The organism is Aquabacterium sp. (assembly GCF_035476535.1).
GTDB lineage: Bacteria > Pseudomonadota > Gammaproteobacteria > Burkholderiales > Burkholderiaceae_C > Pseudaquabacterium.
On the sequence record NZ_DATILJ010000180.1, the window covers coordinates 148268 to 169923 of the forward strand.

A 21656-nucleotide genomic window follows, 5' to 3' on the forward strand; every position below is an offset into this window, starting at 1 on the left:
CGGCCTTCCGAGAGACCCGGCAGCACTGGCCCGCGGCGGTGGCTGATCGTGCTGCGCTGCAGAAACGGCGACGGCGAGTTTCCCGACTCGCCGCAGGGTCCGCGAGCGCGTGAATTCAGCCGCCGCGGCGACGCGCGACAAAGCCGACCGCGGCCACGCCCGCCAGCAGCAGCGCCAGCGTGCCAGGCTCCGGCACGGCGGTGACGTTGACGACGCCGCTGTACGAGGCCGAGATGGCCGCGTCATCGGCCAGGCCAACGCCGGCGAACCCGCTCACCGTGAGCACAAAGGGTCCGCTGACATTGACGGGGCTCAGCAGACCGGATTCCAGGGTTCCGGCGCCCGTCAAGGTCAGGGGCTGACCGTTCAGCATGGCCGACGTGAAGTTGATGTCCGTGGCCGGCGTGAAGCCGAAGGTGAACACACCCGTCGACACCGTGCCGGTCACCGTGGGCGAGAAGGTGATGGTGTCGGTGAACAGCCCGGCCATCAGGTGCGTGAGGCTGAAACCGGCCGAGTAGGTGTCCGGCACGGTGCTGATGAGCGGCACCGACAACGCGATGTCCTCCGCCAGGGCCGCGCCAGCAGCCAGTGACAGCGCTGCTGCAGCGCCCACCAAACGAGTGAGTGTCATGGGATCTCCAAGGAGTGAAACAAGGCCCGGCATGAACCGCGGCGCAGCAGCGCCGATGTCCGGCGGGGCGCGACGGCAACGAACAGGCTCGGCGTCAAGCCAAGGCTGCAGGCGGCAGGGTGCGGGAGTTCATCGGGCCCGTCTGTACGCCAGTGCACTGACGCAAGGCTGCGGCACGAACGACCGCCTTCGTCGACGACCGGCGGGCGCCGGCAGGCTCACTGTCGCGGCGCTTCGGCCGGTGCGGCGGGCAAGGAAGCGCGTGCGCGCTTGGCCTCGATCGCGCTGCGGAAGTCGGCGTTGCCGTTCGGCTGGCCGGGCTGCCAGCTGCGCTGCACCACGCCCTGCTCGACGACCAAGCCCGGCTGCCGCGGCGGCAGCACAACGGGCCGGCTCGGCGGCGCGGATGCTGCCGGCGCTGCGGCCACGGCAGCGACGCTGACCGGCGGCGGCGCGGCCACGGGCTCGACGGGCGCTGGCCGCGGCGCGGCGATCACCTTCACCGGCTCATGCCGGGTATCGCCGCAGCCCGCGGCAAGGGCCGCGAAGGCGCTGACGATCAGGCCCGTGCGCAGCATCACAGCAGTTGGATCTGGCCCGTGCCGCGCGAGATCCACGAGGCGTCGTACACCGTGCAATTGCCGACAAAACCTGCCACGCGCGGGCAGGAAATCGTGTAGCCGGCGACCAGCATCGTGATCGCGAACGAACCATCGGCGGTGGTGAACAGGCTGCCGGTGACGCCATAGGCGCCGGAGCCGCAGTTCAGTGCGCCATAGATCAGCAGCGCATCGCTGGTGATCAGGTCGCCGGTGGCATCGATGACGAGCTCCGTGCAGTTGGTGAGGCCGGCCGCGTTGAACGACGAGGACCACACCAGGTTGCTGTAGGTCACCGGCGTGGCGACGCCGATCTGCGCCAGGGCCGGCACGGGGGCGGCCATCAGCGCTGCGGCAGCGGTCGCGGCCAGGGTGGTGATGAGCTTGTTCATGGTGTTCTCCGGTGGGGTGTCGGAAGCCGCGCGATTGGCGCCGCCTGGGGGTGCTCTCGGTACAACGCCATCGCCCGGCAATTGGTGAACCCACTGTGCCGCCAATCTTGCCTGCATTTGCAACAGCCGGTGACGAACCGGGCTCAAGCCGGCGCCGTCCGCGCCGATAGGACGAACATCCCCCTCCTGCGAGTTCACCCCGCATGCCCACCGTTGCCCAGGCCACCACCGTCGAGTATTCGGGCGACGCCCGTGCGGATTCCCTGATGGGGAGTTTCGCCAACTGGAACTACCTGACGCCAGACATCACGCCGGCGGCGAACACGCTGTACTTCACTTTCGACATCACGTCGCAGATCACGGCCAAGGCGCCGGACGGTTCACCGCTGGCCTTCAACGCCAACCAGCAGGCAGCGGCCCGCGCGATCCTGGACTATTGCGCCGACGTCACCGGCATCCAGTTCGTCGAAACCGCCAGTGCCGCGCAGGCCGACCTGCACTTTGCCAACGCCAACCTCAACGGCGCCAGCACCAGCGGGCTCTGCTCGTCGACCTGGAACTACAGCAGCAGTGGCGGCAACATCGTGTCGTACGCGGCCGAGGCCTACGTCTTCCTGGACGACGTGGAGTGGTCGGCGAACAACGTCAACCCGCAGGCCGGCACGGCCGGCTACGAGACGCTGCTGCACGAGATTGGCCACGCGCTGGGGCTGGACCATCCGTTCAGCGGCAGCAACAGCCTGCCGGCGAACGAGGACAACACCAACAACACCGTGATGTCGTACACGAATCAGGGTGGCAACAAGAGCGTCTTCCAGGCCTACGACCTGCTGGCGCTGGCCTGGATCTACGGCAACGACGGGCTCGGCGGCGCCTGGGGCTACAACAGCAGCAACGGCTTTTCGCTCGATCCGGCTTCGGCGCCGGCGCCTTCGCCCTCACCCTCGCCTTCTCCGGCTCCCTCCCCATCACCCTCTCCGTCACCGTCTCCCTCGCCGGCCCCGGCACCTGCCCCCACGCCGGCACCCGCGCCGGACACCACGGCACCGGTGCTCGACAGCATCACACCCGCCGATGAAACAACCGGCGTCGCCATCAACGCCAACCTGGTGCTCAAGTTCAGCGAGACGGTGCTGGCCGGCACCGGCAAGCTCTCGCTGACCACGCTGTCCGGCACGGTGATCGAGCAGTTCACCGTCGGCAGCAGCAGCGCGCTGAGCTTCTCCGGCAACACGCTGACGGTGAACCCGACCGCCGCGCTGGCCTACGGCAGCGAGTTCAAGCTGGTGCTGCCGAGCGGCGCCGTGGTGGATGCGGCCGGCAATGCCTACACCGGCCTGAGCAGCTTCAACTTCAAGACCACCGCCGCGCCGGACACCACGCCGCCCAGCGTGCTGAGCACGCTGCCGGCCGCCGGCGCGGTGGGCGTGAAGCTCACCGACAACCTCAGCGTGCAGTTCAGCGAAAGTATCCAGCGCGGCAGTGGCCGGCTCGAACTTCGCACCGAGGCCGGCGTGCTGGTGGAAAGCTTCAACATCGCCAGCAGCCAGCGCCTGAGCTTCAGCGGCAGCACCCTCAGCATCGATCCCAGCGCCAGCCTGGTGTACGGCACCGGTTACCGGCTGGAGATCGTCAGCGGCGCGGTGCGCGACCTGGCCGGCAACGCCTTGGCGCAGGCCAGCACGCTGCAGTTCAGCACCGAAGCCGCGCCGGACCGCACGGCGCCGCAGCTGCTGGACAGCACACCGGCGCAAGGCGCTACGCAGGTCGGCGTGGACAGCCACATCGTGCTGCGCTTCAACGAAGCCATCGTCGCCGACCACGGCACGGTGCGGCTGAAGACCGAGGCCGGCGTGCTGGTCGAACAGTTCGCGCTGGGCAGCTCGAGCCGCGTGACGATCAGCGGCGACACGCTGAGCATCGACCCGAGCGCCGCGCTGAACCTGGGCACCAGCTACCGCGTGGAAGTGAGCAGCGGCGCCATCGAGGACGCGGCGGGCAACAGCCTGAGCGCGCAGCTGCGCGTGCAGTTCACGACCATTCCAGCACCCACGCCGGCACCACCGCCGCCGCCGATCAGCGGCACCGAGGGCAACGATGCCGTCGAAGGCAGCGCCGGGGCCGACACGCTGGACGGCCTGGCCGGCAACGACAGCTTGCACGGCGGGGCCGGCGCCGATGCATTGCATGGCGGCGCCGGCATCGACACCGCGTTGTTCGACCTGGACCGCGGCAGCTACCAACTGGCACGCGGCAGCGCTGCCCACAGCTGGCAGGTCAACGCCACCACCGGCAGCGAAGGCAGCGATGCGCTGATCGACGTGGAGCGCCTGGCCTTCAGTGGTGCGCACCTGGCGCTGGACCTCGACGGCAACGCCGGCGCCGTGGCCAAGCTGGTCGGTGCGCTGTTCGGCGCCTCGTGGGTCGGCAACGCCGCGATCATCGGCATCGGCCTGTCGCTGCTGGATGGCGGCATGAGCCCAACCGAGCTGGCGCAACTGGCCATAGGCACCGACCTGTTCGTCGATCTCGCCGGCTCGGACGGCCACCGCGATTTCGTGGCACTGGTCTACCGCAATGTCTTCGGGGCCGAGGCCGACGCGGCCACGCTGGACCTCTACGCCGGCATGCTGGACCGCAGTGAACTCAGCACCGATGCGCTGGCCTGGCTGGCCGCCGAACGCAGTGAAACCGCCGCCAACATCGACCTGGTGGGCTTGAGCGAGCACGGCCTGGCCTTCGAGCCGCTGACGGGTTGAGGCGCGCCGGCACGGCGACGGGTCGGCTTCAGCCGCGCGGCACCGGCGGCGCCGTGGTCGCCTGCCGCTGCACTTCACGCAGCTTCATGTCCAGGTAGTCCGCGCGATCCATCTCGTGCAGCTGCCGCGCATAGCGCTCGGTCGCGTCGAAGCAGTCCTGCAAGCTCTTGCGCAACTGCTGCGGCGGAGGCAGGCCGTGCGCCCCGAGGCGGGATTCGATGGCCAGGTAGTAGCGCATGGTGTTGCGCTCGACCATGCCGCGCACGCCGCCGATGCGCAGCGGCTGGCCATCGGCGCCGCGGCCCGTGATGCTGAAGCCGACTTTGTCCTTGCCGAGTGTGGACAGGTAGGCCTGCATCGCCCAGCGCGCCACCGTGCCGAAGCCATAGGCGTAGGTCATGCGCACCACGGTCTGCCGCGCCGTGAGCGGCGTGGCCTCCATCGTGATGCGGAAGTCCTTCGTGCTCATCGGGCCGGTGGGCGCCTGCAGCTCGAAGCCGATGTGATCGGCCTCGCTGCGCGTGCTGCGGAAGGCAAAGCGGGCCCAGTGCACATCGGCCAGCGGCTGGTCGAACTTGCGGCCGATGCCCACGTCCAGCACCTCCTGCCCGCCGGTGGTCGACGCGCGGCAGTACTTGACGTTCAGGTGCAGGATCAGCACCTCGCACCAGCTCGCGGCCGAGCCGAGTTCCTGGCGCACGCTGTCGAAGGGCTGGTCGACCAGCGCATGCACGTCGGCGCTCAGGCTGTTCGGCGTCTCGGTGGATTGCAGGTAGACCGGCCGATCGGAAATGCCGCCGCCGCTGCGCTCGCGCGCCGCGGCGAAGCCGGCGCGCAAGGCGTCGGCGGCCGGCAGTGCCAGGGCCGCACTGCAGAACGCCGCGGCGGCGAATGCGCAGAGCGCGGTGACAAGCCTGTTCATCGTGAATCGCCCGGAAAGACCACAGCCCGCGGTGCAGGCCCCTGTGCAGGGCGGGGCAATCGGTGCGCCCGTGGGCTTTGCCCGATGCGCCAGCATGAGCGGCGACAGCTTCGGCTACACGCTCACAATATCGCATGGACATCGATCCCCAGGAACTGATCAAGACCGACGCCGAAGCGCCCGGCGGCCCTCGCACCGCGCGGCTGAACACCATGGTGGCCATCACCGTGGCACTGCTGGCCACCTTCATGGGCATCTGCAAGGTGAAGGACGACAACATCGTCCAGGCCATGCAGCAGGCCCAGGCCGACAAACTGGATCACTGGAACTTCTACCAGGCACGCAACGTCCGGCAGGACGTGGCCGATGCCGCCGCGGTGCAGTTGCGCCTGGCCAAGCTGGCAGCCCCCGCCGACAAGGCCGCCGCCTACGACGAGGCGATTGCCAGCTCTGTAGCCAAGGCTGCCAACGAGGCCCAGAAGAAGCAGGAGCTCAAGACCCAAGCCGAAGAAGACCAGAAGACCTACGACCGGTTGAACTACCGCGACGATCAGTTCGACCTGTCCGATGCGGCGCTGGCCATCGCCATTTCCCTGCTCGCCGTCACGGCGCTGACCGAGTTGTCATGGCTGTACTGGGTGTCGTGGCTGCCGATCAGTTTCGGCGTGCTGATGGGGCTGTCCGGCCTGCTGGGCTGGGCGGTGCACCCGAATACCTTGAGCCGCTGGTTGTCCTGAGGCCTGCCCCGCCCGCATGAAGCCCGGCGCCATCGCGGCGACGGCGCGCAGAGGCGGTGTTGTCCTACAGAAATCCCCTTGGCATGGGCGTAGCTTGACCCGACCGCACGAGGGTGCGCTGACATCGGAGTTCCGCATGACCCAGCCGTTTCAACAATGGACCGTGCTGCCGCACGGCAAGCTGTCACGGATCGACGACAACCTGCTGACCGTCGTCGGCGAGATCCACATGCCGCTGATGGACCTGCCGCGGCGCATGACCGTGGTGCGCCTGAACGATGGGCGGCTGGTGGTGTACAGCGCGATTGCCCTCGACGACGATGAGATGGCCTCGCTCGAGGCCTTCGGCCGCCCCGCCTTCCTGATCGTGCCGAGCGACAAGCATCGGCTCGACGCCAAGATCTGGAAAGACCGCTACCCCGGCATGCAGGTCGTCGCGCCCGAAGGCGCCCGCGAGAAGGTTCAGGAGGTGGTGCACGTCGATACCACGATGCCCGGCTTCGATGACCCGAACCTGCTGTTCGTCGTCGTGCCCGGCACACGCGGGCGGGAGGCGGCGCTGGTCGTGCGCAGCCCCCAGGGCACGACGCTGGTCCTCAACGATGTGGTCGGCAACATCCGCGATGCCTCCGGCTTCGGCGGTTGGCTGCTGCGCATGGCCGGCTTTGCCGGCAAGGAAGCGCACATCCCCACGGTCGTGAAGGTGGCGGTGATCGCCGACACGCAGGCCTTGCGCCAGCAGTTGCTGCAATGGGCCGAGATCGAATCGCTGACCCGCATCCTGGTGTCCCACGGTTCGCCGATCGAGGACAACCCACGCCAGGCCTTGCGTGATCTCGCCAAGTCACTGAGCTGACGCGGCCCGTTCAGTCCGCTCCGATCAGCCGCAAGCCAGCGGGCAGCGCTTCGCCGAACACGCCGCGTTCGCCGGCTTCGTCCAGCGGCACGTGTTCGCGCACACCCAGCACCCAGCTCGGCGGCGCATGCATCGCCTCGAGGCGCGCAGCCACCTGCTCGCGCAGCTCGGGCGGCAGGTCGCGCGCGCGGTCGCCGCACAGCCGCGCCAGGTTCGCTGCCGCGGCAGCCGCGCCCTCCTCGCGCTTCCAGTCCAGCGCCAGCAGCGTGGCCAGCCAGGCCGCCGCGGTCTCGACCGGCACCACGCGGTGTGCGCTGCCATGGAACGGCGCACGGGCACCGAGCCGGCCTATCGCCCAAAGCACGTGGCTTCCGGACGCCTTCACGGCTGACTTCTCGGGCGACTTGCCGGAGGGCTTCCCGGGCTGCGGCTGCCGCTGCGCCAGCAGCCAGTCGCCGATCTCGACCTTGTGCTCGGGCGCGATGCGTTCGAGCGATGCACCCAGGCGCACCATGTCGTCCCGGCCGCCCTTCACCAGGCTGGCCGACTTGTACTGCTGCGCATCGGCGCCCAGCTCGTGGCCGCGCAGGTTGAACGCCAGGTCCTCGAGCACGCGCTGCTGCGCCGCTTCGTCCAGGCCGCCGGCCACGCGCCGCCACAGCGTCCACCACTCGGCGCAGACCTGCGCGTCGCGGCCGTGCTGCACGCCTTGCACGAAGATCGGCCACAGCTGTTCGATGCGCCAGCCGTCCAGCGCATCGCCGAAACCCGGGCGCAGGCACCAGCCGGCCAGGCTGAGCCACAGCCGCTCATGGTCGGCCGATCGGCGGCGGGCGCGGGCACGTTGCCACAGCGCGTCGTACAGCGGACGCAGCAGCGCCAGGTTCCAGCGTTCACGCTGGCCGAACAGCGCTTCCAGTTGCGCGCGCAACTGCTTCACCGCCTTGGCATCGACCTGGCGGTCGCGTGCACCGAAGACCCGCTCGATCGCGGCGATCGCCTCATCCAGGCGCGGCGGCAGGCCGGCGGCCGCCGGCGCCGCGGCGTCGTTGCGCAGCTGGAACTGCAGTTGCCAGTGCCGCGCCGGGTCGCCGACATCGATGCATTGCAGCGCCAGCGTGCCCAGCTCGCTGAGCCGGCTGGTCAGCCGCACCGCGACCTCGCGCCGGCCCGCGCCGTCGGCCGTGCGCAGCACCGTCGCCAGCGGCGGCAGCGGCAGCACCGCCTGGTCGGCCAGATCGACCAGCTCGCCGGCTCGCACCGTGCCGGCGGTGCCGGCGACGAGGTTGAAGCGCACGGGCTCGCCGCTCTTCAGCGCAAAGGTCCGGCCTTCCAGCGGCACTTCGCGGCCGGCCTCGCTGCCGCGCGGCAGCACGCAGACGCCGCGCTGCGCGCCGCTGCCGCTGCTGTCCAGCAGCAGGAAGTAGTTGCGCGCCGAGCCGCCGCCGATCTTCGGCGCCAGGCCGCGGCGCGCCAGTGCATGGGCCACCGCGCCGCGGGCCACCGCCACGTCCGGGTCGGCGTTGTGCAGCAAGGTCAAGGGCGCACCGCGCCAGGCGGCCAGCGTGGCCTGCAGGCGGGTGGCGATGGCCTCGGCGCGGAACACGCCGCCGTTGAGCAGCAGCGCATCGGGCCAGCCGGCATCGGCATGTTCGTGCAGAAAGGCTGCGACATGGCGGGTCACCGCCGGGTCGCTGGCATAGGGCAGGCCGAAGCTGACCAGGCCGGCCCCGCTGCGTTCGCGGCGCGGCAGCTCGTCGGGCGCGCCGGCCGGAAAGAAGCCGTCGACGACGATGCGCTCGACCTCGTCGCGGCGGAGCGTGACGGACCGGGCACCGCCGATCAGCGTCGCGCCGGCGCCGAGCAGCGTCACCGTGGCGCTGTCGGGTGCACCGGCCGCAAGCAGGCTCTCCTTCGCGGCGCGGCAGCGCTCGACCAGTTGCGCCAGCTCGCCGGCCGCCAGCCGGCGCGGCGCGCCGGGCAAGCGGCTTTCAGCAGGATGCGCCAGCCGGCCTTCCGCCAGGTGCGCCAGCGCCAAGTCCATGTTGTCGCCGCCCAGCATCAGGTGGCGGCCGACCGCGAAGCGTTCGAGCCGGGGCTCGCCGTCGATGGTCTCGACCCGTACCAGGCTCAGGTCGGTGGTGCCGCCGCCCACGTCGCAGACCAGCACCAGGCGCGTGCCGGCCAGCGCCTGGGCCAGCGTGCGACGGTGGCGGAACAGCCAGTCGTGCAGCGCGGCCTGCGGCTCCTCGAGCAGGCGCAGCGTCGGCAGGCCGGCGTCGCGCGCGGCCTGCAGCGTCAGCTCGCGCGCGGCGTCGTCGAACGAGGCCGGCACGGTCAGCACGATGTCCTGCGCTTCCAGCCGCGCCCGCGGAAAACGCTGGTTCCACGCCGCCCGCACATGGGCCAGCAGGCTGGCGCTGGCGGCCACCGGCGACACCTGGGGCACGCCCGCCGGCGCGCCCCACGGCAGGATGGGCGCCAGGCGATCGACCGCGGCATGCGACAGCCAGCTCTTGGCGCTGGCCACCAGCCGGCCCGGCACCTGCGCACCGAGGCGGCGTGCCCAGGCGCCGATCACCGCATCGTCGCCGCTCCCATCCCAAGGCAGCAGCCGATCGCCCGGCGGGATTTCACCCGCCGCCGGGTGATAGCGCAGCGACGGCAACAACGGCCGCGCCGCGACCTCGCCGGGCGCGACGAGTTGCTCGATCTCGAACAGCCGCAGGCCTGCACCGGCCTCATCGCTGGCGGCCCCTGTCGCCGGCGCATAGGCCACGACGGTGTGCGTCGTGCCGAGGTCGATACCGACGAAGTAAGCGGCCATCAGGCGGCACCCTTACGACGCAACAGCGTCCTCCGGCCGTTCGCCGCGCAGGTCGAACTGCAGTTTCCAGCGCTCATCGCCGCTGCGCGGCAGCGCTTCGAGTTCCAGCGTGCCGGCTTCGGTGACGCGGGCGTGCAGCCGCACCGGCACCACGTCGCCGGCCGTGCGGCCTTCGGGCGGCAGCGTCGCCGAGATCGCGTCGAGTTCCTGCAGCTCGTCCGCTGCCCAGCTGTCCAGCAGCGTGCCGACGACGTCCTGCCGCCGCACCGACGATCCGAAGAAGCGGAAGCGCACCGGCTCGCCGACCACCAGCCCCAACTCCAGCGCCGGCAGCGCGGCGTCGGTACCTTCTTCCATGCCGAAGGGCGCGATGCACAAGGCCTGCACCGGTGGCTCCAGGCCCGGCACCGCCGGCATCGCCGATTCCACCGCGATGTAGTACGCGAACGCGGTGCCGCCGCGGATGCGCACGCCGCGCCCGCGCCGCACATGGCCGTGGTACGCGGCGCCCCGGGCCACCGCCAGGTCGAGGTCGGCACCACCCAGCAGCCGGGCCGGCGGGCTGCCCTCGGCGGCCAGCCAGGCGTTCAGCGTGGCCAGCGTGCGCTCGGCCAGCAGCGGCGACTTGAAAACACCGCCGTTGAGCAGCAGCGCCGTGGGATGCAGAAAGCTGGCGCCGGGCTGCAGCCGCTCGGTGAAGCCCGGCAGCTCGGCCACCGCCGCATGCTGACGGCCCAGGAACGCGGCCAGGTGCCGTGTCACCGCGGCATCCTGCGCGTAGGGCAGGCCCAGCTGCGCCAGGCCGGCGCGCACGCGGGCCTGCGGCCGGGCCGTGGCCTCGACCGCCGGGAAGAAGCCGTCGACGATGGTCGCGGCGATCTCGTCGTGCGTCAGCTCGGTACGGATCGCGCCGCCGATCAGCTTGGAGCCGCGGCTGGGCACGACGATGGGCTGCGCTGACGCCCCGGGCGCGGCAGCGTCCGGCTTGCCAGCGTGCGGTGCGCCTGGTGTGTCGGCGCTGGCCAGCAGCATTTCCTTGGCGCCGCGGCAGGCGTGGGTCAGCGCGCGCAGTTGCCAGGCGTCGAGCGGGGTGCCGGCGGCGGCCAGCTTGCGCGCGACGACGTGGGCCAGCGCCAGGTCCATGTTGTCGCCGCCGAGCAGGATGTGCTCGCCCACCGCGACACGGTGCAGTGCCAGGCTGCCTTCGGCTTCGAGCACGGCGATCAGCGAGAAATCGCTGGTGCCACCGCCGACATCCACCACCAGCAGGATGTCGCCCGGCCGCAGCTGCTTGCGCCAGCCGCTGCCCGCCGCCTGGATCCAGCTGTACAGCGCCGACTGCGGTTCTTCCAGCAACGTGGGCGCGGGGTAGCCAGCGGCCTGCGCGGCTTCCAGTGTCAGCTCGCGCGCGGCGGGGTCGAAGGAAGCGGGGATCGTGACCGTCAGGTCCTGGTCGACAAAAGCAGCGTCCGGAAACGCCGCATCCCAGGCCTGGCGCAGGTGTTCGAGGTAGCGCGTCGAGGCCTCCAGCGGCGAGATGCGCGCCAGCTCCGGCGGCGCATCCTGCGGCAGCAGCGCCGCGCGGCGGTCCACGCCGGCGTGGCACAGCCAGCTCTTGGCGCTGGACACCAGGCGGATCGGCGTGGTCGCGCCGCGCCGGCGCGCCCCTTCGCCGGCGATGTGGCGGCGTTCCTCGGCCCACGGCAGCGTCAGCTCGCCCGGCGCCAGCTCGTCGGCATGCGGCAGGTACAGGAACGAGGGCAGCAAGGGCAGGTCCTCGAGGGTGCCCGGCGCCGTCAGCTGCGGGATGTCCAGCACGCCCAGCGGCGGCGTCTCGCTGTCATGCTCGGCGGCCAGGTCGATGTAGCTCAGCGCGCTGTGCGTGGTGCCGAGGTCGATGCCGATGGCGTAGCGCGCGGCCTGGCCGCGGGCGGCACCGGTCGCAGCGGCAGACGGCGCCGTGGTCTTGGCGGCGCTCACAGCTCCACCTCCGCCGGCGCCAGCACGCGCGCGTCATGGCCCTCGGCGAGCTTGGGCAGCCGCACTTCGGCGACCCGCCAGCCGCGGTGGCTGAGGCTGCCGTGGAACGGCGCCTGGCCGACGACGTTGCCGGTCAGCCGCACGGCCGCGGCGTCGAAGCCGGCCGGCAGCGTGATGCGGCTGCCTTCGGCTTCGTCGCGCACCGGCACGATGCTGAAGTGCTCGCGCAGCACCTTGGCGCAGCCGGCGTGCACCAGGCGCGCCGCGGCGCCGATCTGCGCGTCTTCGTAGCCGCTCAGGTTCTCGCCGCTGAAATCGATCAGCCGTGCTTCGCGCTGCAGCAGTGCCAGCAGTTGCAGCGCGGCGTCCGGATCGCGGGTCTTCAGCACCGGTGCGACGGGCGCCGGGGCGGGTGCGGGTGCAGGCGTTGGCGTGGCGGGGGTCGGCGCGGCGCCGCTGCGCAGTGCGGCAAAGCGTGCCGCGAACGCGGCATCGCCAAGCACCGCGAAGAAAGCACCGAAAGCCAGCCCGATGCGTGTCATCAAGGAAGGCGGGGCGCCGGGTGGGAAAGAGGCTGGGTTGGCCATGGAATGCTCCTGGCCCACGATCGGCGGGATGCCGTGGGGCCGCAAGGGTTGCAAAAGCAAGGGGCAGCACCGTGCGCGAGGGCCGCAACGACCCCGGATCACCCCGGCCCGGTAGTTTCGCGGGTTCGGCCGCCGCGACGGCGCACGTGCTGCAGCGCAACATTCTAGGGCGCGCCCTTGACCCCCAGCGCTGCCAGATGAACCACCCATTCGCGCGCCGGGTCCAGCCCCACCAGCGCGCTCGTTTCATCGTCGTAGAAGCCCCCCACCGCGCAGGCGCCCAGGCCCCGCGCGCCGGCCGCCAGGTAGACCCGCTCGCCCACCAGCCCGGCTTCCAGGAAGGCATGCCGATAGCCCCGCGCCGGGCCCAGCGGGTCGGCGGCCAGCACCGCGCGGTCGATGGCCAGCACGAACACCGCCGCGGCGTCGCCGATGAGGTCCTGATCGAGCGCCGCAGCGCGTGCGGCGTCGCGCAGCGCCATCGTCACGCGCCGTGGCAGCAGCGCATGGCGCGCCGGCAGGTAGGCGTAGGCGCCCGGCGCGAGGCCGGCCACCGCGTGCACCACCACCGACACGCGCACCGCCGCCGACAGCTGCGGCGCCTGCTGCTGCATCTGCGCCAGCACCTCGGACAGCGCCTGCAGCGGCAGCGGCGTGCCGGCGAAACGCCGCACCGAGCGGCGGCCGGCGATCACGCGCAGCCAGGGCGGCGCCAGTGGTTGCGGGGCCGGCAACTGGACGAGCGGTGGCAGCACCGCACCCGGCAAACCCGGCAAGCCCGGCCAGGATGCGGCCGTCGAGGCCGCCGTCGGCGATGCGGCAGCCGCGCGCATCGAGGTCGCAGCGTGCATGGCGGCCGTCACGCCCAGCGGCACGCCTTGTGCGGCCGGCACCGGCGCGGGTTGCCAGCGCGCGGTCGCTGATGCGCCGAGGGCCAGTCTCGCCGCGGCAGCCCCGGATGCCAGCGGGGCCGCGGCAGCCGTCGGCGTCGCCCGGTCGGTGGCTTCGGCAGCCCGCGTGATGCCGATCGCGACCAGCGCCAGCACGCCCTCTTCCGCCTCGTCCACGCCCAGCGCACGCGCTGCGCGGGCTTCGTCGAAGGCGGCGATGAAGCGCACCTGCACGCCGCTCCAGTCGGCCGCGACACGCAGGTTCTCCAGCGCGTGCCCCAGGTCGGCCAGCAGGTAGCGGTAGCTGCGGTCGCGGTACTTGTGGCCGGTGCGCCGGAAGATCGCGGTGGCCGCCACCAGCGCCGGCGCGTCGTGCAGCGCTGCATCGTCGAGCGCGCCGAGCGGCAGCGCATCGGGCGCCGCCTCGGGCAGGCGCTCCAGCGCATGCCCTTGCGGGTCGTAATGCCACAGGCCCCGCTCGAGACCGGGCAGCGCGCGTGCGGCCACGTACAGCTCGGTGGAGAACAGCGCGCCCGACGACGGCGAGGCCCGCAGCTGCAGCCCGCCCCGTGTCTCGGTCACGCCGGCGGTGTGCCACAGCAGATCGGCCAGCAGCGCCAGATCGAAACGCACGCTGCGCGCCGAACCGGGCGCCGGCAGGCTCAGCCGCTCGGCGCCGGCGTGGTGCTTGAACGGCGGCGGCGGATCGCCCCAGTCGACGCCTGGCGCACGCAGCAGCACGCCGGCGCGCGAGTGCGACGAGAACGCGTGGAAACGCTCGACGAGGGCCAGCGCCCTTGCCGCCGCCTCGGACGGCGGCGCCAGGACGCCCGATGCAGCGCCCGCCGACGAGGCCTCGATCCGAATATCCGTGCGGCCATGGCGCAGACCCAGCACGAAGGCCACGCCGGCCGCGGCCGCCACGCCCAGCGCACCGAGCACCCCCCGCCGCGCGATGGCCCCTGGCACGGCAGCCGCCACCGGCTGCGCCGCCGAACCGGGCGCCGAAGCACCGGCTGCCACGCGGCCGCGCCGCGCAAAGAAGCGCCAGACCACCGGAAAGTTGAACACCAGGTGCAGCGACACCAGCAGCACCGTGCCGTAGCCGAACAGGTAGTGCCAATCGAACACCGGCAGCTGCTGGTTCGCGACCCAGAAAATGCCCAGGCTCGCAGTGGCCGCCACGTAGCCGAGCAGCAGCACGCTGGCGCCGATGTTGATGGCGTGGCGCGACGGCACCCGCCGGCGCAGCACCTGCACCGCGAGCAGGACCGCGGCGATCAGCAGCGGCAATGCAACCCAGAGGATTTTCGGCATGGCATCACCTCGGGCGCTGATCTTGCCTGCGCGGGGCGAAAAGTGAACGGCGGCTGCCCGGGTGACTCAAGGCGCAGCAGACAGCGCCGAAAACGGTAAAGCTGCTCAGGTCCGGCGCCCGCCGGACATTGACGCCGCCGATTGCTGCACCAGACACTCAAACTCGTCCAACGCGTCGTGGAAGCCCACCGGAGCCCAATATGCCCGCCATCGTGATACTGCCCGAAGACAGCACCCGCACGGTCAAGGAAGTGCGTGAACAATATATGAAGGACTGTGAAAAAGGCGGCCTCGTCAGCCCGCCGGTGCCCTGGGTCAAGGTTGGGAACATTTACCTGTCCCTGTTTGAAACCGGCGAAGAATCCTGGCCGCCGATCGTGCGGGCCCTGGCCGGCGCCGACAAGAATTCGACCGCGAAGTTCACCATCATGTCCGGCCGCCACGGCGCGCCGGTGCAGAACCAGGGGGCCAACTTCCAGTTCGTCGGTGTCGCGGACAAATCCCACATTGGCGAGGACCAGTCCCGCATTGCCGCGGTGAACAAGGAATACAAACAACTCTCGATGGAGGTGCTGGATGTCACCGAGAAGGAATACAACTCGCCCTTGCTGTTGAAAACGGAAATCAAGAAACAGGTGAATGGCGGTAGAACCGCGATACTGGCCTGGTGTTTCTCGATATTCGCGCTCAAGACGGCCCAGGGCGACATCACCAACATCGGTTCTCCGGCGAACCTGCAGTATTACGTCAACTACGGCATGAAAATCTGCGACCTGCTGCGGGAAGACTGGGCATCGATGCCGCGATAAGCAGCCGGCCGGTGGCCCGCCGTCCCCTCCAAAGGGGACATTACACGAATAAACGTTCAGCTATGATGCTGCCGTGAAGCCCAAAGACGACGAGAAGCTGCGCGCCATCGCCCGGGCCACCTACGCGCTGGTCGAACAGACAGGCCTGAGCGGCCTGACCATGGCCGCCATTGCCCGTGAAGCCGGCCTGGCCACCGGCACGCTGTACGTCTACTTCAAGTCCAAGGAAGAACTGTTGGTCGCGCTGTACGAGCAGGCCAAGACCGAAACCGCGGCCATGCTGTTGCAGGGCGACGATCCGCAGGCGCCGTTTCGCAGCCGCTTCCAGCGCACCTGGACGAACTGGCTGGAGCACCGGATCACCCACTCGGCGCAGATGGTGTTTCAGGAGCAGTACTACAACTCGCCCTGGTTCAGCGAAGAGAGCCGTCAGCTGTCGGCCCGGCTGTTCAAGGACTGGGTCGACCTGATCGAGGCGGCCAAGGCGCAGCAGATCCTGAAGAACGTGCCGACGCCGATGCTGATCAGCAGCTTCGCCGGCTCGGTGCGCGAAACCGCCAACCTGCTGCGCTCCGGCACGCTGGCCCGCACCGACGCCCATGTGGCCATGGCCTTCGGGCTGTGCTGGGACGGCATCAAGGCCTGAGAACACCCCTGCACGCTGTGGGGCGTGCACCCCCCCCCCGCTTGACCAATCGTCCTCACGGGACTATCGTTTAAGCGAATAAATGTTCAACCAAGGGATCCATCGATGAGCACGCTCCACATCAACGGCCAGAACCGCCAGGTCGATGCCGACCCCGCCACCCCCATTCTCTGGGCGCTGCGCGACACACTGGGCATGACCGGCACCAAGTTCGGCTGCGGCGCGGCGCTGTGCGGCGCCTGCACCGTGCACCTGGATGGCCAGGCCATCCGCTCCTGCGTGACGCCGATCTCGTCGGCCGCGGGCAAGAAGATCACCACCATCGAAGCCGTGACCGGCGGCGCCGACAAGGTCGGCAAGGCCGTGCACGAGGCCTGGGTCAAGCATGACGTGGCGCAGTGCGGCTACTGCCAGAGCGGCCAGATCATGTCGGCCACCGCCTTCCTGAAGAGCGTGCCGCGCGGCAAGCTGCCGACCGAGGCCGAGATCGATTCCGCGATGGCCGGCAACATCTGCCGCTGCGGCACCTACGCGCGCATTCGTGCCGCGATCACCGACGCCGCCAAGACGCTGGCCTGAAGGAGACGCACATGCATTTCGACCCAAGCACCTTCGAGCTGCCCCGCCACCTGCAAGCGCTGATGGCGCAGGAGCGCCTCCCGACCACCGAAGGCGAAGGCCTGCCGCGCCGCAGCTTCCTGAAGCTCAGCGTCGCCGGCGGTTTCGCGCTCGGCGCCTTCCCCTTGGGCACGCTGGCGCAGGACGCCGCCAAACCCGCCGGCCTGAAGCCGGAGCAGCAGCCCTCGGCCTTCGTGCACATCGCCAAGGACGGCACGGTCACCGTCACGATCAACCGGCTCGACTTCGGCCAGGGCGTGCAGACCGCGCTGCCGATGATCCTGGCCGAGGAACTCGATGCCGACTGGTCCAAGCTCACCAGCGTGCACGGCAGCAACCACCCGGCCTACATCGACCCGGTGTTCGGCATGCACCTCACCGGCGGCTCGGGCTCCATCGCGCATTCGTACACGCAGTACCGAGAACTGGGCGCCCGCACCCGCGCGATGCTGATCAGCGCCGCGGCGGCGCAATGGAAGGTCGATGCGGCCAGCCTGCGCACCCAAAACGGCGTGGTCATCGGCCCCGGCGGCAAGCGCCTGGTCTACGGTGCATTGGCCGAAGCGGCGATGAAGCTGCCGGTGCCCGAGACCGTGACGCTGAAAGACCCGAAAGACTTCCGCCTGATCGGCAAGGCCACCGGCCGGCTCGACGCCAAGGCCAAGTCCAGCGGCCGCCAGGGCTACGGCATCGACGTGCGCCTGCCCGGCATGCTGACCGCCGTGCTGGCCCACCCGCCGGTGTTTGCCGCGAAGCTGAAGTCGGTGGACGACAGCGCCGCGAAGGCCGTCAAGGGCGTGAAGGCCGTGCTGCGTGTGCCGGTGGACCGCGGCGGCGAAGGCGTGGCGGTGATCGCCGATGGCTACTGGTCAGCCAAGCAAGGGCGTGATGCGCTGAAGCTCGAATGGGACAGCAGCAGCGTCGAGAAAGTCGACAGCGCCAAGCTGCTGGTGCAATACCGTGAACTGGCAGCCAAGCCCGGCGCGCGCAAGTACGACGCCGATGTGTCCGGCCTGGCCAACGCCGCGCACACCATCAACGCGGAATTCGTCTTCCCCTACCTGGCGCATGCGCCGATGGAGCCGCTCAACTGCACCATCAGCGTCAAGGGCGACAAGGCCGAGTTGTGGATGGGCTCGCAGATGCCGGGGCTCGATGGCCTGGCGGCGTCCAAGGCACTGGGCGTGCCGCCGCAGAACGTGCAGGTCCATGTGCAGATGGCCGGCGGCGGCTTTGGCCGCCGCGCGATCCCGACCAGCGACTACGTGGTCGAGGCCTGCGCGATCGTCAAGGCGGCGCAGGCGGCCGGCATCAGCGCCCCGATCCGCACGCTGTGGAGCCGTGAGGACGACATCAAGGGCGGCTACTACCGCCCGATGCACCTGCACACCGCGAAGATCGGCTTCGACGCGCAGGGCAAGATCAGCGCCTGGGACCATGCCATCGTCGGCCAGTCCATCGTGACGGGTTCGCCCTTCGAGCAGTTCATGGTCAAGGACGGCGTCGACGCCACCGCCGTCGAAGGCATGAAGGAGCCCTACGAGATCCCGATGCGCCTGACGGTGCACCACCCCAAGCTCAACGTGCCGGTGCTGTGGTGGCGCAGCGTGGGCTCCACCCACACCGCGTTCGTGATGGAAACGCTGGTCGACGAAATTGCCCGCACCACCAAGCAAGACCCCGTGGCCTACCGCATGAAGCTGATCGGCGACAAGCACCCGCGCCACAAGGCCGCGCTGCAGCTGGCGGTGGACCAATCCGGCTACGGCAAGAAGACGCTGGCGCCGGGCCGCGCCTGGGGCGTGGCGGTGCACGAGTCCTTCCAGTCGGTGGTGGCCTATGTCGTCGAAGCTTCGGTGAAGGACGGCGTGCCCAAGCTGCACAGCGTGACCGCCGGCGTGCACTGCAACCGGGTGATCAACCCGCGCACCGTGGAAGCCCAGGTGCAGGGCGGCGCGCTGATGGGCCTGTCGATGTGCCTGCCCGGCGCCGCGATCACGCTGAAGGACGGCGTGGTGGAGCAGAGCAATTTCGGTGACTTCGTCGTGCCCCGCATCACCGACATGCCGCAGATCGCCGTGCACACCGTGCCCAGTGCCGACGCGCCCACCGGCATGGGTGAGCCGGGCCTGCCGCCGCTGGCGCCGGCGTTTGCGAATGCGCTGGCGGCGTTGACGGGCAAGGCTTTGCGGGAGATGCCGTTCAAGATGGCTTGATGGTGGGCGGACGCTCCTGATCAACGGGCTGAATGAGGGTCGGTGGCCGGACTGCATCGCAGCGATACCCGCACTTGTGTACACAATGATGCACAATCCGGCGATCCCCTCCCCCTGCAGCCTCATTTCTGGAGCACGCCATGGAAACCACCAAGGTCGGCATCCGCGAATTCCGATCCGGACTGGCCGAGTACATCGCGTCGGACACGCCGGTGGCCGTCACCCGTCACGGGCAGACCGTGGGCTACTTCATCCCGACGAAAGGCCAGGCCGACGCCGACGTGGCCGCCCTGAAGAAGGCTTCCGCCGAGTTGGACCGCCTGCTGGCGGCCAAGTCCGTCGACATCGAGGCCGTGGCCGCTGAGTTCAAGGCGGTGCGCAAAGCCGGCCGGGTCGGCTCGGCGCAAACCAAGCGATGACCCGGCGCACCATCGTCCTGGATGCCAACATCTTGATCCGCGCTGTGCTGGGTGAACGCATCCGCGAACGTGATCCAGACGACTGGCCGGCATTGGCCTGCGCGCTGGCCCTGAGCTGCCCGATCTGGACCGAGGACGCCGACTTCTTCGGCACGGGCGTTCCCACATGGACGACCAGCCGGGTGAGGCTGTTTCTGGCGCCTGAGATCACGGGTACGCCGGAAACATCCTGACCTTGCCAGGAGCCGTACCGACCGGCAGACCCGAGCGGATCGACGACGGTGCGCGTCAGCCCAGGTCGTCGAAGTTGCGACGCAGATCAAGGATGCGTCCGGCCTTGGCTTGGAAATGCGGGTCGCGCCGCTTCAATCACGCACTATCGAAGATCCCGAGCGAGGCCTGGTCTTCGACGTTCCGCGCCCACCACCGGACGGTCCGGCGTGATCAAGCTCAGCGCGGCATCAGCCGCCCCGGGCCTGAAAGAGCGCCTCCCACGAGCCGTGGGCGGGGAACGGCATGTGCTCGGGCGCGCTGTAGACCGGAACCTGATCTTCGCGCGCGTTCGCGGGCGCTCGATGCGGGGCTTGTCGTCCGGATTCGCCCGTGGCGCCGACACCCGGCGTCACGGCCACGAGGGCCAGGCTCGCCGACACTGAAAGCCCCGCCACGCCCAACAGACCCAGGATCAACGTGGATGAAATCGCCATGGCCAACTCCTTCGCCCGACATCTTGATTGCGATTACCTAGTTATCTACGTTAAATCATTTGATGGGCAACCGGCTTGGGGTTTGCCCGCGCCGCGAAGCGCAGGACTCAAGGGCCGTCGAGTCAGAAAGGATCGTCCCGCCACGCCTGGAATGACCCGACTGGCGTGAGGTGCCGGACGGGCCTACAGTGGCCGTTCACCCCCATGAGGACCGCAACATGCCCATTCGCATTGCATCGTTGACCCACCGGATCTCGGAAAACGGCCAGGCGCTACATCGCGCGACGCTGAGCCGCATTGAAGCCCAGGGGGCGGACAACGAGCCGTCCGCCGACGAACAGGCCTTGATCGAGGAACGCCGGGCGCTCAAGGAGGAAAGAGCGAATCGCCTGGCCCACGCCGGCGAGACCAAGCCGGTGGCCGACCGGCTGGTGCGAACCCACCACGCCCTGCCCAAGGACAAGCCCAAGGCCAAGAAGGAAGCCAAGGAGAGCAAGGACGCCAAGACGAGCAAGGCCCACAAGTCGCGCGCCGAGAAGCACGCTGCCAAGGCGGCGGCCCTGGATGCCGCACGCAAAGCGGGGAAGAAGTCGGCGAAGAGTTGAGGACCACGCGCATGCGGCGCAAGGCGCCGCGCGAGAAGCTCACGAGCGTGAGCTTCGACTGAAACGGCCCCGGGCAAGCTTGCCGCCCGGCCCGCGAGCCGGGCCGGGCGGCAGACCGGTTCGAACCGGAGTTAGTGCGCGTCAGCCCTGGTCGTCGAAGTTGCGACGCAGGCCGCGGATGTGCTGGTCAGCGCGGTCCACCATCGCCACCAGCCGATCGGCTTCCCAGCGGGACACGCGGCCGTCTGCCTTGGCGCGGGCCTGGAAGCGCTCGATCTCGCGATGCTCGCGCATCAGCTGGCGGGATTCCGCGCGGTTGAGCTGGCCACGCTGGATGCCGCGGTCGATGCGCTCCAGCTGGCGCTCGATGCGGGCGTCAATCTCGGTCGTGTCGACGCCGACACGGTGGTCGTAGGGACGGTCGTAGGTCTGGGCGCCCACTGCCAGCGAAGCGACGGCGGCGGCGGCCACGAGGGCGGACTTGAAAATGGCTTGCATGACTGCTCCTTTGCATTGCGGGCCATATGGCACCACCCATTCAACGCGAGGCCGACTCGAGCGGGCTATCGGAATGCGCCGCGCGCTGCGGTAGGCGCGCCCCTACCCGCACGGCCTCTGCTCTGTTGATCAGCGGGCGGCATTGCCGCCGGATCCATCCAGAATGCCCCCCACGTGTGCCCGTCGGGGTTGGCGAGGTCGCGCGCGTCCATGAAGCCCAGCTCCTGGACCCAGGGCGACGAGTACTGCGGACGCAGCTGGCGTCGAGCTGTGCGTCGCGGCTTCAGCGCCTTCGCTGCCGTCGCCCAGCTGCCCGCTGTAGTCGTCGCCCCAGGACCACACGGAACCGCCAGCCAGCCGGACGCGCGTTTTGAAGTCAAACAGACAAGCTCTACACTCAACCGGCAAGTGTCTGGCGCGAGTTTCACGCTTGGCCTGAATTCGCGGTTCCCAGCTCACCATCCAGTTCATCAAGCTGAGTTTTCCGAATACGGAGAATCGAAATGTCGAACTTCACGCAAGCGCAAGTGATACAGAACCTCAACTCCTTGCAATTCAAGATTGAGCACGACGCTCGCACGCGGGCAGATTTCTTGAGGGACCCCGCCGCGGTGCTGGGCGCAACCGGGCTGGTGTTG

The 21656-nt window shown here is 69.8% G+C and carries 20 protein-coding genes; 10 read left to right on the plus strand and 10 right to left on the minus strand.

The features are described from left to right. Positions 1-115: 115 nt before the first annotated feature. From VLK61_RS18090 to VLK61_RS18100, 3 genes are all read right to left on the minus strand, one after another. Complete coding sequence (locus VLK61_RS18090; RefSeq protein WP_325423013.1) at positions 116-634, minus strand: FxDxF family PEP-CTERM protein; 519 nt, start codon at positions 632-634, stop codon at positions 116-118. Between the two features lie 218 nt (positions 635-852). After that, positions 853-1212, minus strand: a complete 360-nt coding sequence (locus tag VLK61_RS18095; RefSeq protein WP_325423014.1) for a hypothetical protein — start codon at positions 1210-1212, stop codon at positions 853-855. Then, positions 1212-1625 carry a hypothetical protein gene (locus tag VLK61_RS18100; RefSeq protein ID WP_325423015.1) on the minus strand — a complete coding sequence of 138 codons (414 nt, stop codon included), beginning with the start codon at positions 1623-1625 and terminating at the stop codon, positions 1212-1214. Before VLK61_RS18100 ends, VLK61_RS18095 begins: the two co-directional genes overlap by 1 nt. A 203-nt stretch (positions 1626-1828) precedes the next feature. On the opposite strand from VLK61_RS18100, the gene VLK61_RS18105 reads away from it, so the two are divergent. Beyond that, on the plus strand, positions 1829-4384 hold the full coding sequence (locus VLK61_RS18105; protein ID WP_325423016.1) for an Ig-like domain-containing protein: 2556 nt from the start codon (positions 1829-1831) through the stop codon (positions 4382-4384). Positions 4385-4412: 28 nt separating this feature from the next. Here VLK61_RS18105 and VLK61_RS18110 read toward each other — a convergent pair whose 3' ends face one another. Next, positions 4413-5306, minus strand: a complete 894-nt coding sequence (locus VLK61_RS18110) for a hypothetical protein (RefSeq protein ID WP_325423017.1) — start codon at positions 5304-5306, stop codon at positions 4413-4415. Between the two features lie 134 nt (positions 5307-5440). On the opposite strand from VLK61_RS18110, the gene VLK61_RS18115 reads away from it, so the two are divergent. Both VLK61_RS18115 and VLK61_RS18120 read left to right on the plus strand, forming a co-directional pair. After that, positions 5441-6043 carry a DUF4337 domain-containing protein gene (locus tag VLK61_RS18115; protein WP_325423018.1) on the plus strand — a complete coding sequence of 201 codons (603 nt, stop codon included), beginning with the start codon at positions 5441-5443 and terminating at the stop codon, positions 6041-6043. 136 nt (positions 6044-6179) lie between these two features. After that, positions 6180-6899, plus strand: a complete 720-nt coding sequence (locus VLK61_RS18120; RefSeq protein WP_325423019.1) for a hypothetical protein — start codon at positions 6180-6182, stop codon at positions 6897-6899. 10 nt (positions 6900-6909) lie between these two features. On the opposite strand, the gene VLK61_RS18125 is transcribed toward VLK61_RS18120, so the two are convergent. The 4 genes from VLK61_RS18125 to VLK61_RS18140 all read right to left on the minus strand — a co-directional run bounded on the left by VLK61_RS18125 (position 6910) and on the right by VLK61_RS18140 (position 14500). After that, positions 6910-9726: an Hsp70 family protein gene (locus tag VLK61_RS18125; protein WP_325423020.1), complete on the minus strand. Its 2817-nt coding sequence runs from the start codon at positions 9724-9726 to the stop codon at positions 6910-6912. 12 nt (positions 9727-9738) lie between these two features. Further along, positions 9739-11631, minus strand: a complete 1893-nt coding sequence (locus tag VLK61_RS18130) for an Hsp70 family protein (protein WP_325423034.1) — start codon at positions 11629-11631, stop codon at positions 9739-9741. A 71-nt stretch (positions 11632-11702) separates the two neighbouring features. Further along, positions 11703-12248: a DUF2760 domain-containing protein gene (locus tag VLK61_RS18135; protein ID WP_325423021.1), complete on the minus strand. Its 546-nt coding sequence runs from the start codon at positions 12246-12248 to the stop codon at positions 11703-11705. Positions 12249-12457: 209 nt separating this feature from the next. Continuing rightward, positions 12458-14500: a SagB family peptide dehydrogenase gene (locus VLK61_RS18140; protein WP_325423022.1), complete on the minus strand. Its 2043-nt coding sequence runs from the start codon at positions 14498-14500 to the stop codon at positions 12458-12460. 200 nt (positions 14501-14700) lie between these two features. Here VLK61_RS18140 and VLK61_RS18145 point away from each other — a divergent pair, with 200 nt between their 5' ends. The 6 genes from VLK61_RS18145 (at position 14701) to VLK61_RS18170 (ending at position 19441) form a co-directional block, all read left to right on the plus strand. Further along, positions 14701-15309 carry a hypothetical protein gene (locus VLK61_RS18145; RefSeq protein WP_325423023.1) on the plus strand — a complete coding sequence of 203 codons (609 nt, stop codon included), beginning with the start codon at positions 14701-14703 and terminating at the stop codon, positions 15307-15309. A 73-nt stretch (positions 15310-15382) separates the two neighbouring features. Then, positions 15383-15955 (plus strand): TetR/AcrR family transcriptional regulator, encoded by a 573-nt coding sequence (locus VLK61_RS18150; RefSeq protein ID WP_325423024.1) that lies wholly within the window; start codon positions 15383-15385, stop codon positions 15953-15955. 105 nt (positions 15956-16060) lie between these two features. Next, positions 16061-16534 carry a (2Fe-2S)-binding protein gene (locus VLK61_RS18155; protein ID WP_325423025.1) on the plus strand — a complete coding sequence of 158 codons (474 nt, stop codon included), beginning with the start codon at positions 16061-16063 and terminating at the stop codon, positions 16532-16534. Positions 16535-16545: 11 nt separating this feature from the next. Continuing rightward, positions 16546-18789 carry a xanthine dehydrogenase family protein molybdopterin-binding subunit gene (locus tag VLK61_RS18160; protein ID WP_325423026.1) on the plus strand — a complete coding sequence of 748 codons (2244 nt, stop codon included), beginning with the start codon at positions 16546-16548 and terminating at the stop codon, positions 18787-18789. 140 nt (positions 18790-18929) lie between these two features. After that, positions 18930-19208, plus strand: a complete 279-nt coding sequence (locus tag VLK61_RS18165) for a type II toxin-antitoxin system Phd/YefM family antitoxin (protein WP_325423027.1) — start codon at positions 18930-18932, stop codon at positions 19206-19208. After that, positions 19205-19441: a PIN domain-containing protein gene (locus VLK61_RS18170; protein WP_325423028.1), complete on the plus strand. Its 237-nt coding sequence runs from the start codon at positions 19205-19207 to the stop codon at positions 19439-19441. Before VLK61_RS18165 ends, VLK61_RS18170 begins: the two co-directional genes overlap by 4 nt. A 228-nt stretch (positions 19442-19669) precedes the next feature. On the opposite strand, the gene VLK61_RS18175 is transcribed toward VLK61_RS18170, so the two are convergent. Beyond that, on the minus strand, positions 19670-19915 hold the full coding sequence (locus VLK61_RS18175) for a hypothetical protein (protein ID WP_325423029.1): 246 nt from the start codon (positions 19913-19915) through the stop codon (positions 19670-19672). 239 nt (positions 19916-20154) lie between these two features. Here VLK61_RS18175 and VLK61_RS18180 point away from each other — a divergent pair, with 239 nt between their 5' ends. After that, positions 20155-20520: a hypothetical protein gene (locus VLK61_RS18180; protein ID WP_325423030.1), complete on the plus strand. Its 366-nt coding sequence runs from the start codon at positions 20155-20157 to the stop codon at positions 20518-20520. Positions 20521-20661: 141 nt separating this feature from the next. On the opposite strand, the gene VLK61_RS18185 is transcribed toward VLK61_RS18180, so the two are convergent. Next, a complete protein-coding gene (locus tag VLK61_RS18185) occupies positions 20662-21018 on the minus strand; it encodes a hypothetical protein (RefSeq protein ID WP_325423031.1) in 357 nt (118 codons plus the stop codon). Positions 21019-21656: the final 638 nt, after the last annotated feature.